Annotated in this window: 9 protein-coding genes; 5 read left to right on the top strand and 4 right to left on the bottom strand. The window is 68.9% G+C overall.

Annotation, left to right across the window (positions count from 1 at the left end; genetic code table 11):
* Positions 1 to 107: 107 nt before the first annotated feature.
* Positions 108 to 4,112 carry a MopE-related protein gene (locus GF068_RS07520; RefSeq protein WP_153818644.1) on the top strand — a complete coding sequence of 1,335 codons (4,005 nt, stop codon included), beginning with the start codon at positions 108 to 110 and terminating at the stop codon, positions 4,110 to 4,112.
* Positions 4,112 to 6,904: a MopE-related protein gene (locus GF068_RS07525; RefSeq protein ID WP_153818645.1), complete on the top strand. Its 2,793-nt coding sequence runs from the start codon at positions 4,112 to 4,114 to the stop codon at positions 6,902 to 6,904. The genes GF068_RS07520 and GF068_RS07525 overlap by 1 nt, the downstream gene beginning before the upstream one ends.
* A gap of 105 nt (positions 6,905 to 7,009) precedes the next feature.
* Here the strand turns inward: GF068_RS07525 and GF068_RS44895 are convergent, their stop codons facing one another.
* Positions 7,010 to 7,615, bottom strand: coding sequence for a hypothetical protein (locus tag GF068_RS44895; protein ID WP_240806726.1), 606 nt, complete (start codon positions 7,613 to 7,615; stop codon positions 7,010 to 7,012).
* Positions 7,616 to 7,770: 155 nt separating this feature from the next.
* Between GF068_RS44895 and GF068_RS07535 the strand changes: the two genes are divergently transcribed.
* The gene (locus GF068_RS07535) at positions 7,771 to 9,588 is read left to right on the top strand and encodes a hypothetical protein (RefSeq protein ID WP_153818646.1); all 1,818 of its coding nucleotides are present in this window, start codon (positions 7,771 to 7,773) and stop codon (positions 9,586 to 9,588) included.
* Here the strand turns inward: GF068_RS07535 and GF068_RS07540 are convergent.
* A complete protein-coding gene (locus GF068_RS07540) occupies positions 9,556 to 10,863 on the bottom strand; it encodes a thymidine phosphorylase (protein ID WP_338046272.1) in 1,308 nt (435 codons plus the stop codon). The two genes, GF068_RS07535 and GF068_RS07540, sit on opposite strands and share 33 nt — an antisense overlap.
* A gap of 91 nt (positions 10,864 to 10,954) precedes the next feature.
* Between GF068_RS07540 and GF068_RS07545 the strand changes: the two genes are divergently transcribed.
* A complete protein-coding gene (locus tag GF068_RS07545; RefSeq protein ID WP_153818647.1) occupies positions 10,955 to 11,914 on the top strand; it encodes a sensor histidine kinase in 960 nt (319 codons plus the stop codon).
* Positions 11,915 to 11,961: 47 nt separating this feature from the next.
* Positions 11,962 to 12,672, top strand: coding sequence for a response regulator transcription factor (locus GF068_RS07550; RefSeq protein ID WP_153818648.1), 711 nt, complete (start codon positions 11,962 to 11,964; stop codon positions 12,670 to 12,672).
* Positions 12,673 to 12,835: 163 nt separating this feature from the next.
* On the opposite strand, the gene GF068_RS07555 is transcribed toward GF068_RS07550, so the two are convergent.
* Both GF068_RS07555 and GF068_RS07560 read right to left on the bottom strand, forming a co-directional pair.
* Positions 12,836 to 13,276, bottom strand: coding sequence for a hypothetical protein (locus tag GF068_RS07555; RefSeq protein ID WP_153818649.1), 441 nt, complete (start codon positions 13,274 to 13,276; stop codon positions 12,836 to 12,838).
* A 65-nt stretch (positions 13,277 to 13,341) separates the two neighbouring features.
* On the bottom strand, positions 13,342 to 13,812 hold the full coding sequence (locus GF068_RS07560) for a DUF3293 domain-containing protein (protein ID WP_153818650.1): 471 nt from the start codon (positions 13,810 to 13,812) through the stop codon (positions 13,342 to 13,344).
* Between the last annotated feature and the right edge of the window lie 120 nt (positions 13,813 to 13,932).

A 13,932-nucleotide genomic window follows, 5' to 3' on the forward strand; every position in this document is an offset into this window, starting at 1 on the left:
GAGACAAACATCCTTTGCAAGATCCGCGTTCGTCCCGTTCCTACTTTCCTTCGCCCCGGCCCTCGTCGCGACATGACGACGCCCGGCGAGGACTGGACCACGAGAACATGAACAGGACCCTCCTCTTTTCTGGCCTCCGCCGTCGCAAAGTTGCTATCGCGACGGTCCTCACTGGCGCGGCCCTCGTGGTCGCGTCGTCGCTCACGACGCCCGACGCGTCCGCCCAGGAGCCGACCGCGTGTCTGAGCGCGGATCCGAAGGACTGGCCGTCGTCGGCGAAGCCGTACTTCTTGATCCTCTTCGACACCTCGGGGTCGATGACCTTGAACGTCGCGAACGGCGTGCAGAGCTCCTGCGGCTGGGGCAGCTCCCGCATCGATCACGCCAAGTGTGCCCTGCGAAAGATGTTCTTTGCCTTCGGCGGGCAGGTGAACTTCGGGCTCGCCGCGTTCCTGCGCGGCACGGCCTCGGGGTGCACGGCCTTCTGCGGCGACGCAGGGACCGGAGAGGGTGATGGGAACGGCAACTGCACCTGGTCGGGCTTCTCGGGCGGCTGCGGGCTCGAGCCCACCGAACAGCCGTTCTCCTCGGAACGGCGGGGCGCCGAGATCCTCGTCCCGATGCAGCGCGACAACTTCTACCTGCCGCCGCTCGAGGCCTCGAACGTCCCGGAGCTGCTCAAGTGGGTCGACAACGACTGCTCGCCGCACCCGACGCGGCCGCTCAGCTACGAGCTCTGGGCCGAAGGCGGGACGCCGCTGAACGGCATCCTGCGCGACGCCTACCGGTACCTCTCGGACTCCTGGGCGAGGCCCAACTCCGGTGACCCCTCCTTCGAGTCGCCGATCGCGCAGTCCGGCGAGCGTCCCTGCCGCGTCGTCAATACCATCCTCATCACGGACGGCGTCGAATCGTGTGATGACGTGAATGGCGCGGACGGGGTGGACGCGGCCGCGGATCTGCTCACCGGTTTCACGCGCGGAGGCATCCACTGGTCGGTCAAGACGCACGTCGTCAATTTCGCGACCTCCGCCTCGGCCAACAACGCGCTCGCGATGGCCGGCGGCACGGGGACGGCGAAGCCCGCGACGGACGAGACGACACTCTCGACGGAGCTCGCGAAGATCATCGCGGCCGCCGTCCAGCCCGAGACGTGCGACAACGCCGACAACAACTGCAACGGCTGCACGGACGAGGGCTTCGCCCATTACTGCAACCAGGCGCAGACGTGCTGCGCGTGGTCGACGCAGGCCCAGCGCACGACGTGCCTCTCGACGTACCAGAGCACGATCACCGCGCAGAACCCGGGCGGTGACCTCACGAAGCTGCCGTGTACGACGCCCACGCAGGCGACGCAGCCGGCCACGTGGCTCTGCTACAACCCGAAGGAGAGCTGCGACAACGTCGACAACAACTGCGATCCCGGGCCCGCGTTCGACGGCACCCCGGCGAACACCGTCGACGAGGGCGTGACGAAGTGCGGCAGCCCCGCGCATTGTCCGAAGGCGGAGACCTGCAACGGTCAGGACGACGACTGCGACGGACAAACGGACGAGGGCGGCGTCTGCGTCATGCCGTGCGTCCCGTCGCCGGAGATCTGCGACGGCTGCGACAACGACTGCGACGGCATCGCAGACAACGACGCGCCGAGCGCCGCATGTGGCCTGCCGAGCCCGCCGAACTGCGCGGGCACGCTGACCTGCAAGACCGCGCAGCCCGTGATGTTGCCCGGCGCCTGCGTCGCGAACGGTGGCTTCAACGCTTGCACGAACAGCCCGCAGACCGAGGTCTGCGACGGCCTCGACAACGACTGCGACGGCACCACGGACGACGGCGTTCCGCCGACCCAGTGCGTGCCCGTCGGCACGCCGGCGGGCCTGAACTACGGCCCGAACAGCCAGTGCAAGAGGGGCACGCAGCCCTGCAATGGCACGTGCCAAGGCTTCATCGGGCCAAGCGCGGAGGTCTGCGACGGCATCGACAACGATTGCGACGGCGTCGTCGACGACAACCCCTTCGGCGTCGGCACGCCCTGCGGCAACAACCAGCCCCCGTGCTCGACGGGCACCACGGCCTGCGTCAATGGCGCGCTCGTCTGCCAGGGCGGCGTACAGCCGGGGCCCGAGGTCTGCGACGGCACGGACAACGATTGCGACGGCTCGGTCGACGAGACGCCGCTCGCGGACGCGCCGGCCGCCGGCATGAACGGCTGCTGGACGGAGCCCGGCAATTGCTGCACGTTCGGCAACCTGACCTGGTGCCCGCCGGCCGGCGGGACCTGCACGGGCACGGGCACCCTCATGGCGCCCTGCAACACGGGCAAGCTCGTCTGCCAGGGCGCGCAGAAGTGGGTCTGCTCGAACCCGAAGCCCCCGAGCCCCGAGGTCTGCGACGGGCTCGACAACAACTGCAACGGCATGCTCGACGACGGCAGCCTGCCGCAGGTCGGCGCGCCGTGCGGCACCGACACGGGCGAGTGCGTGATGGGTACGCTCTCGTGCAACGCGGGCGTGCTCGATTGCGGGAATGACGTCGGCCCGGTCTCCGAGGTCTGCGACGGCCTGGACAACGATTGCGACGGCGATATCGACAACGGCATCCCCTCGGGCGGCCCTTGCACGCCGGCGTACGACCCCATGAAGTTCCCCGGTGATCGCAGCGCCTTGCCGTGCACGCCGGGCGAGCTGCTCTGCAACGGCGCGGCCGGCGTCGAGTGCCTCGGCGGCGTCGCTCCGCAGGCCGAGGTCTGCGACGGCATCGACAACGACTGCGACGGTACGGTCGACGAGAGCGGCCCCGGCCCGGACGGCGTCGACGGCTCGATGAACCCGCAGCCCATGCCCGTCGGCAGCATCGGCGAGGCGTGCGGCATCGAGACGGGCGAGTGCAAGCAGGGCGCGTTCGCCTGCGTGAACGGCGGGTTCGTCTGCACGGGCGAGACGACGCCGATCCTCGAGGTCTGCGATTGCCTCGACAACGACTGCGACGGCCAGAACGACAACCCGAACAACGGCCTGGCCCTGTGCAGCACGGGCAAGGAGTGCGTGAAGGGCAGCGCGGGCACGTGCTCGTGCGCGAGCCCGTGCAACCCGGGCAAGGAATATCCGTGCCCGCCCGGCCAGCAATGCCAGAACGTGACGGAGAGCTCGACGGGCCAGGAGCTCGGCTTCTACTGCGTGTCGGAGCCCTGCATCGATTGCGAGCAGAGGACGATCAAGGACGCGAACGGCAACATCCTCTGCGCGCCCGCCGATACGCCGGCCGACGCGAACTGCAACAAGCCGCCCGTGTGTGTCTGCAAGGGCCAGGCGGGCTGCAAGGATCCGTGCGACGGCGTGAGCTGCGCGAGCGGCGAGGTCTGCACGGCCTACGGGCCGAACGCGGGCAAGTGCGTGGTGGACAACTGCTACAACGTGCCTTGCAACGGCTGCAACAAGGTCTGCAACCTCGGCTCGTGCCTGGACAACCCCTGCAAGCCGGATAGCTGCCCGGCCGACCAGGTCTGCAACCCGAGCGCCGATTTCACGACGTTCACGTGCGTCCCGACCTGCGCGAACGTGGAATGCCCGTCGGGCCAGGCCTGCAAGGAGGGCGCTTGCGTGCCCGCCTGCGAGCCGGCCTGCGGCGCCGATCAATACTGCGACCTCGCGCAGACCCCGCCGACGTGCGTGCAGAACCAGTGCGCTGGCACCTGCCCGAACGGCGGCTGCTGCAACCCGGTCACGGGCGCCTGCGGCAATTGCCCCTGCGAGGGCGTGGTTTGCCCCGAGGGGCAGATTTGCCAGGCGGAATGCCCGCCGGGCGTCGCTTGCAGCCCGGGTGAATGCGTCGAGCCCATGGGCCAGGGCGGCGCGGGTGGCGCGGGCGGCATGGGCCCGGGCAGCGGCGGCGGCGATCCGGGCTCGGGCGGCGCGGGCGGCGTGGCCCCCGGCGCCGGCGGCTCGGCAGGCGCCCCCGACAGGGGCAACTGGGGCCTACCCACGGGCGGCGGCGGTTGCTCTTGCAAGGCGGCCGGCGATTCTCGCTCCTCGGCGGGCTGGCTCGCGCTCCTCGGTTTGCCCTTGGCCTTCCTTCGTCGGCGTCGTTCGGCGCGCAACGTGGAGGTTGCGTGATGAGCTTCTCTTCCAAACTCGGCTGGCTCGCGGCCGCGGCGGGGCTCGTCCTCGCCGCGGGCTCCGCGGGTTGCACCACCGAAGCGTTTTGCTGGTCCGATTGTGAATCCGGCTCCGCCACCTCGTCGAGCGCCTCGGGCTCCGGCGGCGCCGGCGGCGAAGGCGGCTGCCTCTTCGGTTGTGGCGGCAATGGCGGCGACGGCGGCGTCGGCGGCGACGGCGGCTCGGGCGGCGGCATGTGCGTCCCGTCCGACTCCGGCGTCGAGCGGTGCAACGGCAAGGACGACGACTGCAATGGCATGGTCGACGACCTCCCCGACTGGAGCACCCCGGAGGCCTGCGGCACCTGCGACAACAACTGCTACCAGATCCTCCTCAACACCGACCCGGACACCATCGGCTGCACCCCGAGCGCTGAGCCGGGACAATCACCGGGCACCTGCACCGGGCAGTGCGCCCCCGATTATTACGACCTCGACCCCACCTCGCCGGGATGCGAGTACTATTGCGTCTCCGGCGGCGCAGACGACTCGCTCTGCAACAACAAGGACGACGACTGCGACGGCGTCAAGGACGAGGACGTCGACCTCTGCACCAGCACCACCGATTGCGGAAAGTGCGGGCGCACCTGCGTCGTCCTCCACGGCACGCCGGCATGCACCAACACGGCCGAGCCCGGGCAGGCTTGCAACGACAGCAACACGCAATGCGTGATCCAGGCCTGCGAGCCGGGCTTCTACGACCTCGACAAGTCCTACGCCACGGGCTGCGAGTACCAGTGCAACATCACCAACGGCGGCGTCGAGATCTGCGGCGACAGCCTCGACAACGACTGTGACGGCAAGATCGACGACGCAGACGACCTCTCGGGCGACGCACAGATCGGCGTCGATTGTTTCGGCGATCCCAACGGCATCTGCGCGACTCCCGCGCACCTCGGCAAGACCATCTGCCAGGGCAACAAGATCGTCTGCGCGGGGCCCGACGTCCTCGTCGAGAACCAGAGCCCCGAGCTCTGCAACGGCCTCGACGACGATTGTGACGGCGTCGTCGACGACAGCCCCACCGACGCCGGAATGGCCTGCGGCGTCAGCAACATCTTCCCCTGCGCCTTCGGCACGCAGCAATGCCAGAACGGCGCCCTCGTCTGCGTCGGACAGATCGATCCAAAGCCGGAGATGTGCGACGGCGAGGACAACGATTGCGACGGCCAGATCGACAAGACCGGCAACAACCCGCCTCCCGACTCCGTCGGCGCATGCAACGTCCCGCCCATGCCCCCGGCGGGCGCGACCTCGCCTTGCATGGCCGGCGCCAAGGCCTGCGTCGGCGGCGCCATCGTGTGTCAGGGCTCCGTCACCCCGGCCCCGGGCACCCAGGACGGCTGCAACATCGACGCGAACTGCGACGGTGCACTGACAAACCAGCCCAACCTGCAGACCGACGTCAACAACTGCGGCATGTGCGGCAAGAGCTGCTACACCGGCGCCGTCCACTCCACCTGGGCCTGCGTCGCGGGCGCTTGCCAGTTCCAGGGCTGCGAGCCGGGGTATTACGACATCGACGGCAACCAGACCTGCGAGTACGATTGCGACTTCATCTCCGCCCAGGAGACGTGCAACGGCCTCGACGACAACTGCAACGGCCAGATCGACGAGAACGTCATCGCCCCCTCGCCCACGCAGGTCTGCGGCGTCAGCCCCTCGGCCACAAAGCCCGAGTGCACCACCAACGTCGCCGTCGCCTGCCAGATGGGCGCATGGAAATGCACCTTCCCCGCAGGCGTCTGCACCGGACAGGCACCCAGCTATTGCACCGGCACCCCGGAGATCTGCGACTCCCTCGACAACGATTGCGACGGCGTACAGAACGAGAACGTCGCCAACTGGAACAAGCCCTGCAACTCCGACGACGGCTTGCCCCCGCCCGGGCACGGCGCCTGCCGCACACAGGGCACCTACGTCTGTGATGGCCCCACGGCCATCAAATGCAGCGCCACGCCGGCCAACTGCTCGAGCCTGCCCGGCGGCTGCGAGGAGAAGTGCGACGGCCTCGACAACGATTGCGACGGCGTCGCCGACGAGCCCTACAGCGCAAAGGGCAACAACGCCACGTTCTACGTCAAGCCCGCCGTCACCAAGATCGGCGCGCAAAACAAGTGGATCTCGACCTTCGAGGCCAGCCGGCCCAACGCGACGAACCTCGTCCCCGGCACCGGCAATGGCTACTGGAGCAGCGCGCCCACGGGCTCCACGCTCGACAAGACCCCGGCCTGCTCCGTGCAAGGCAAGATCCCCTGGTTCAACATCACCCCGCGCGAGGTCGAGCAGGTCTGCGCCGCCGCCGGCGGCACCATCTGCACCACCGCCGACTGGCAAGCCGCCGCGCGTCTCCCGGCGCCCGACGCTTGCCTCTGGGGCTACGCGCCGCTCTCCGCCTGCAAAACGGCCCACGTGCCCAACGTCAAGTACTGCAACCTCGGCTTCTCCTACGACTTCGACCCCGGAGAGGCCGGCATCCAGGACGGCCTGCTCGTCACCGGCGACACCGTGAACCTCAAGAATTGCTGGGTCGATTGGACCGGACAAACCAATGCCCAGCTCTTCGACATGACCGGTAACCTCCGCGAGATCACGAAGAGCGGGAGCAACCAGTACCCCCTCCTCGGCGGCGCCTTCAACACGCAGGCAGAGTCCGGCGCTCAGTCCGACTTCACCTTCTACACCGTCGATCAGAACTTCCAGTTCTTCGACACCGGCTTCCGCTGCTGCTTCGCCGCCAACCCGGGCTGAGCAGGCGGGACAACCCCACAATGAAAAAGCCCACGCTCCCGCGAAATCGGGACGCGTGGGCTTTTTCGTCGAGGGCCACGCCCGCGCGTGGCCCCGCTCCGGCGATCACCAGGGGCGATCGCGCATCGTCTGCTTGTACTTTTCCTTGTAAAGATCGTGGCACTTCTTGCAGGAGGCCTTCGCGCCGTCGAGGTCGCCGGCCTTCGCCTTGGCCACGCCCTCGTTCGAGATGGCGGCCCAGCTCCCCATGCCGGGCGGCGACTTGCCCGCGATGTAGGCCAGGTTGTTGGCGATCTTCGTCAGGTCGCCGCTCGAGGTCGACGAGGCCATGACCGTCTTCATCCAGCCCTGCATCGGGCAGGGCTTCTGGCCCTTGGCGCCACAATCGAACGTCTTCGGACCCGCCGCCGCGCTCGCCGCAGGCGCCGCCGAGCCGGCCGCGGGAGCCGCAGAGGCCGCCGCGACCGCCGACGCCGTCGCGGAAGGCTCCACGGGGGCGCTCGCGGCGCTGTTCTCGGGCTTCGGGGCCTCGGCGCTCGGCGCGGGGGCGGCCGACGCGACCACGGGGGCCGCAGACGCCGCAGGCGGCGTGACAGCCGCGGCGCTCGACTTCGCCTCGGGCGAGGTACCTTCGTTTTTCGCCTCACCCCCGCCGCAGCCGATTGCACCCGCGAGCGCCACGGCCGCCGCGAGGAGCACTCCCTGTCTCATCCTGCTCTCCTTACCTAGTGGCGAAGATCGACCTTTCTCGGCGATCCTCGCATTCCTGGTCGCCCGGCTCAAGGTCCGGCCGCGCGGGGCGAGTGGCCCCGGCATTCGACTTTGATCCGTATCCACGGCCTGATGGCAAGACAAAAAAAGTGCCGATGTCTGCTCCCTCGCCGGTCCGTCCCCCGCCCCAGAAGCCCGCGCCGACTCCTCCCGACGTTCCAAAGCTGCTCTTCACGCGCGGAGGCCGCTATCCGCACGCGATCGCGTGGTTCGGGGCCCGATCGTTCTGGGGGCACCTCTGGCACCTCGCGGCGAGCGTCATCGCGACGGAAGACATCGACAGCCGCGCGTGGATGCGACCGAGCAACCCCGACACACTGACGCGAAAAGCCGCCGCCGTGCTGGGCGGTCGGCAAGGCGCGCCGACGCTCACCGAGGCGCTCGAGCGCGACGTGTGGATCGATTTCCTCGCAGACACGGGCGACTGCGTCTCCGTGAGCCAGGAGGTCGCGCGGCTCGTGTTCACGACGTACGAGGTCCCCGATCCACGAGACCCGGAAAAGAGGCTGACCTTGCCGCGCGGAGACGTCCTGCTCTTCGGCGGAGACACGGCCTATCCGGTGGCGACGGAGCTCGAGATCCACAACCGCGTGATCGTCCCGTTCTCGCGCGTGCTGGAGGAGGTCCGGGACGGCAAACCCCGGGTGCTGCTGGGAATCCCGGGCAACCACGACTGGTACGCAGGGCTCGACGGCTTCGGGCGCATGTTCCGCGAGCGGCGCGGGACGGTGGATCTCGCGGGGACGTCGGCGCCGAACGAGGTCGTGCGGTTCGCGCAGATCGGCCACTTCATCCAGTGGGTGGAGGCGTTCCGGATCGGTCGTTATGTGAGCAAACGATCGACGCTGCCGCTCGACGGCTACGTGCCGGTGCAGGACGCGAGTTATTTCGCGCTCAGGCTCGCGCCGGGGCTCGACCTGTGGGGCGCGGATCGGCAGCTCCGCGCGGTGGACTTCGAACAACGCGCGTTCTTCGCGTCGCTCCGGCAGGAGAACCACGGCGTCGTGTTGACGATGGCGGACCCGGCGAACGCGTTCCTCGAGCCGAACCCGGCCGGGCAGCACATCGTCGACGCGCTGGATCTGCGGCTCGAAGACGACGGCGTGCTCGTGTTGACGGGCGACACGCACCACTATTGCCGCGAGCAGATCGGGCGAACGACCCACGTGACGGCCGGCGGCGGCGGCGCGTTCTTGCATCCGGCGCGGATCATGCGGCAAGGGCTGCCGGCGCCCGCGGCGGAGTTCCCGGGGCCGAAGGCGTCGCTCGCGCTGGCGCTGCAGATCCCGTGGCAGATCGTGCACGGGCGGAGCGGGTTTCTGGTGCACGCGGCGGCCGCGCTGCTCTACGTGCCGGCGTTCTCCGCCGTGCGCTGGGGAGGCGCGCCGCCGATGGTCGTGATGCTGGCGACCGCGGCGCTCGCGGGCTTCGTGTGCAGGCTGCTCGCCGGCTTCCGGAACCGATCGATCGCGGTGTACATGCTGGCGGCGGTCGCGGGGCTCGTGATCGGGTTCGTGCCGCTGCTCGCGCGGACGGCGTTCGCCGCGGCAGGTGGCCTCTTCGACGCGCCCCACCTCTTCGGCGCGAGGCCGTGGCTGGTCTTCGCGGTCTCGGTGTACGTGGCGACGCTGATCTTCGGCGCGTACCTGACGGCGCTGACGGTGTTCGGGATCGAGCAACACCAGGCCTTCGCGGCGCTGGCGCACCCCGGGTACAAGCACTTCGTGCGGCTCAGGGTCCGGCGCGACGGGAGCGGCACGGACGCGTGGGTGCTCGGGAAGGTGGATCCTCTGTCCGCCTCGGATCCGGTGGTCCTGGTAGACCAGTTTTCCTGGACGAACGAGGGTTTGTCGGCGGGCGCGCGCTCGGCGATGTCGGCGTCAAACGATCCGACCGAGCAGCAGCGGCGGTGAAGCCTCGGGCGTGGAGCTGACGCGGAAGGCGCTCTGCACGCGCTCCGCGACGGCCTCGGCGGCCGCGGCCGTGCGGACGTGGAGGCGCGCGAGGGGCTCACCCCGACGCACGCCGGCCCCACGCGGCGCGAGGATCTCGATGCCGACGGCATGATCGACCTGCTGATCGACGCGGGTGCGGCCCGCGCCCATGGCGACGGCCGCGAGGCCGATCTCGAGAGGATCGATCGCGACGACGAAGCCGTCCGCCTCGCAAGGGACGAGGACGGTCTCGGGAGCACGCGGCAAACGGAGAGGATCCTCGACGACGCCGGGATCACCACCCTGCGCCTCGATCATGCGCTCGAAGACACGCGCGCCGCGCCCGCTCGTGATCGCGTCGCGGAGTTTTGCGCGCGCCTCGTCGACGGTCGAAGCGGCGTCGCCGAGGACGAGCATCTCGGCGCCGAGGGCGAGGGTGCACTCGACGAGATCGTCCGGCCCGCCGCCGTGGAGGACGTCGATGGCCTCGCGTGTCTCGATGGCGTTGCCGACGGTGCGGCCGAGGACGGTGCTCATGTCGGTCAGGAGCGCGACGACGCGCTTGCCCGAGGCCTTGCCGACCCGGACGAGGGCCTCGGCGAGCGCGCGCGCGTCACGCTCGGTCTTCATGAACGCGCCGCGGCCAACCTTGACGTCGAGCACGAGCGCGTCGATGCCCTCGGCGAGCTTCTTCGAGAGGATGCTGGCGACGATGAGCGGGATCGACTCGACCGTGGCCGTCACGTCGCGCAGCGCGTAGATACGCTTGTCCGCGGGCGCGATGCGGCCGGTTTGTCCGATCATGCAAGCGCCGACGTCGCGGACGACCCGCGCGAAGGTGTCGGTGTCGAGCGAGACGTCGAAGCCCGGGATGGCCTCGAGTTTGTCGAGGGTGCCGCCGGTATGCCCGAGGCCGCGGCCGCTGACCATGGGGACGGGGACGCCGCAGGCCGCGACGAGGGGCGCGAGGCACAAGGAGACCTTGTCGCCGACGCCGCCGGTGGAGTGTTTGTCGACCTTGACGCCGGGGACGGAGGAGAGGTCGAGGACGTCGCCGGAGTGGAGCATGGCGCGGGTGAGGGCGACGGTCTCGGCGTCATCCATGCCGCGGAAAAAGATCGCCATGCAGAGGGCGCTCATCTGGTAATCGGCGAGCTCGCCCGTCCCGAGGGCGCGGACGAGGCGCTCGATCTGGTCGTCCGAGAGGCGGCCGCCGTCGCGCTTCCTGGCGATGAGCTCAACCAAAGTCTCCACGAGCGGAGCATATCTCAAAGAAGTGCACGGGATGGAAGACGTGAAACGAGGCGACTCCCCAGGGCGCGGGGCGCGCGCTACCTTGCGCGGCATGGGCAGGGCACGCGACTTCACGACGCTCGGATACCGGCGCATCGTCAAGCTGCTGGTCTCGCTCGTCATCGTCCCGTCGGTGCTGCTGTCGGCGGTCGGCGCGTCGCTCGTGGTGCTCGGCGAGGCGCGGTACAACATCCTGATCGGGATCCTGGTGCTCACGTTCTCGAGCGCGCTGGTGACCGGCGTGATCCTGGTCTGGGTGTTCCTGCGGCGAGAGCGAGATCTCTCGGAGCTGCAAGCCGACTTCGTGTCGAAGGTGTCACACGAGCTGCGGACGCCGCTGACGTCGATCCGGATGTTCACCGAGACGCTGGTGCTGCGGCGCGGGGACAAGGAGAGCGAGGATCGATGCATCCTGGCGCTCAACAAGGAGAGCGCGCGGCTGCAGCAGCTCATCGATCGGCTGCTCGACTGGGGGAGGATGGAGAGCGGGCGGCGGGTCTACGATCTCTGCGAGCAGGACGTGGCGAAGGTGGTGGAGGAGGCGATCGCCGCGTTCGAACCCACGCGAGAGCAACGCCACGTGGAGCTCTCGCTGCACGTCGAGCCGGACCTGCCGCGCGTGTGGTGCGACCGCGCGGCCGTGGTGATCTCGATCGTGAACCTGCTCTCGAACGCCTACAAGTACGGAGGGCAGCCGCGGAAGATCGACCTCGCGGTGGAGCGGAAGCTCGACGAGGTGATGATCACGGTGCGCGACAACGGCAAAGGGATCGCGCGGCGAGAGCACAAGCGTATCTTCGAAAAATTCTACCGGGTCGATGATCTCCTTGCACGACAGCAAGAGGGGTCGGGGCTCGGGCTTGCGATCGTGCAACATGTGATGCGCGCGCATCGAGGCCGCGTGTTCGTGGACAGCGAGCCGGGTCGAGGGAGCGCGTTCACGCTGGTGCTGCCGATCCAGACGAAGCTCCGGGTGCGCGAGCCGATGTCGAGCACGGGAGGGACGGCGTGAGCGTGGGAGCGTCAAGCGGCGCGGAACGTGATAGAGAGCCTGGGTCGATGAACCGAGTCGGACAGGGCGGCGGTCGGCGCACGGTCCTCGTCGTGGAGGACGACGACAGCATCGCGATGGGGCTCGAGATGAACCTGTCGGCCGAGGGGTACCACGTGCTCCTCGCGACGGACGGGGAGAGCGGTCTCGAGCTGGCGCGCGCTGGCGGGATCGATCTGCTGATCCTGGACGTGATGCTGCCGAAGCTGAACGGCTTCGAGCTCCTGCGAATGCTCCGCGGCGAGCGATACACGATGCCGGTGATCATGCTGAGCGCGCGCGGCGCGGAGATGGACAAGGTGATGGGGCTCGAGCTGGGCGCCGAGGACTACATCACGAAGCCGTTCGGGCTGGCGGAGCTCCTGGCGCGGGTGAAGGCCGTGCTCCGGCGCGACGCGATCGCGCGCGGGGACGACGCGAACGCGATCCGCGCCGCCGACCTCGAGATCCATCCGGCGACGCGGGAGGTGCGTCGCTCCGGGAAGCTCGTGGAGCTGACGGCGACGGAGTTCGACATCCTGTTTTGCCTGGTCAGCGCAGGCGGGCGGGTGCTGTCGCGGGAGCAGCTCCAGGCGAAGGTGTGGGGGCCGAGCCACCACGGGACGCCACGGACCGTGGACAATTTCGTCCTGCAGCTCCGAACGAAGCTGGAGGACAATCCGGCAAATCCCAGGCACCTGGTGACGGTGCGGGGCGTGGGCTACCGGTTCGTGGTTTGAGCGAGCGGCGTGGGGCGAGCGCCCACGCAAAGGGCGTGGTCGGTCCCCCCGAACTCGGGCTCGCGAGGCGAGCCCTCGAACAGCAGGACCCACCGCCCACGCCCTTTGCGTGAGCACTCCACCCCACGCCTCGTTCCATGGGCACGAGGCGTAGGGAAAGGGCTCAGGGCGCCTGGCAGAACTTGTTGATGCTGTCGACGAGGGGATCCTCTTGCTTGACGGCCTTGTCGAGGGCGGCCTGGGCCGAGTTGATCTTGGCGAGGTCCTTGGCGTCGGCAGCGGCGGCCATGTCGCGGGCGGCCTTGGCGACGTCCTTCGCCATCGTCTGGTACTCGGTGGAGTACTTCTTGAGCTCGGGGATCGAGAGATCCACCTTGGCGGCGTCGGCGGCGACCTTGTCCATCGAGTCGGCCATGCCCTTGAGCTCGGCCGCGCCCGTGGGATCGGCGCCGCCCTTCGGGGTCTTGTTGAGGCTCTCGACGCCTTTGTTGATCACCTCGATGAGCTGGTTGCACTCGGTGATCTTCTTCTGGCCGCAGGCCGTGGCACCCACGATCAACGCGGCGCCCAAGATCGCGGCCGACAACATGGATTGATGACGCATCTTCGACTGTCTCCTGTGGAGGGGTTCGGTGGCCGCTTTCTTCGAAGAGGCCAGGGACTTCAAGGTCACGAGCGTACGCGCCAGTTGCCGTGGAAGGTACGTCCCACGTCGTCGGCCGTCGGGTCGGTCACGATGATCTCGGGACGACCGTTCTCCGCGTAGACGATGGTATTTTGCCGGAAGACGCGCCCGAACGCGATGGCCTCGTCGCGCTCCATGCCGTAGACGAGCCACGCCGGCTCGCGCCAGACGCCCTCGGGCTCCGACTCCGAGCCGATACAAGGCTCGACGCGGTAGCAGCCCAGGATGAGCAGGTCCCGGAGCACGTGGTGGCGCTGCTCGTTCACCTTGCGCGGCAGGAGCATCGAACGCGGGTTGTAGGCCGTGAGCACGGCGAAACGCCGGTTCAGGAGCTCGGGCAAGGCCGAGTGATCCTGGACGATCTCGCCGTCGAGCGAGGCGCGGAGCGGCGCGCCATGCGGGCCGGGGAACTCGTAGATCGTCGCGAGGTACGAACGGAGGAGCGCTTGGTCCATCGATAGGTCTGACCGCTCCTACCAGAGTGGCGGCCCGCCCGCTACCAGGCTCGGTCGAGAAGGGGCCGGTCGAGGGTCCGCGTGAGCCCGCCCGCGCGTCTTTCCCTTCTCCACGGGCTG

The sequence above is a fragment of the Polyangium spumosum genome (assembly GCF_009649845.1).
GTDB classification, from domain to species: domain Bacteria; phylum Myxococcota_A; class Polyangia; order Polyangiales; family Polyangiaceae; genus Polyangium; species Polyangium spumosum.

Excerpts from the sequence above, each read along its gene's own strand:
- GF068_RS07520 (WP_153818644.1), top strand. The coding sequence starts at position 108 with ATGAACAGGACCCTCCTCTTTTCTGGCCTCCGCCGTCGCAAAGTTGCT.
- GF068_RS07525 (WP_153818645.1), top strand. The coding sequence starts at position 4,112 with ATGAGCTTCTCTTCCAAACTCGGCTGGCTCGCGGCCGCGGCGGGGCTC.
- GF068_RS44895 (WP_240806726.1), bottom strand. The coding sequence starts at position 7,615 with ATGAGACAGGGAGTGCTCCTCGCGGCGGCCGTGGCGCTCGCGGGTGCA.
- GF068_RS07535 (WP_153818646.1), top strand. The coding sequence starts at position 7,771 with ATGTCTGCTCCCTCGCCGGTCCGTCCCCCGCCCCAGAAGCCCGCGCCG.
- GF068_RS07545 (WP_153818647.1), top strand. The coding sequence starts at position 10,955 with ATGGGCAGGGCACGCGACTTCACGACGCTCGGATACCGGCGCATCGTC.
- GF068_RS07550 (WP_153818648.1), top strand. The coding sequence starts at position 11,962 with ATGAACCGAGTCGGACAGGGCGGCGGTCGGCGCACGGTCCTCGTCGTG.
- GF068_RS07555 (WP_153818649.1), bottom strand. The coding sequence starts at position 13,276 with ATGCGTCATCAATCCATGTTGTCGGCCGCGATCTTGGGCGCCGCGTTG.
- GF068_RS07560 (WP_153818650.1), bottom strand. The coding sequence starts at position 13,812 with ATGGACCAAGCGCTCCTCCGTTCGTACCTCGCGACGATCTACGAGTTC.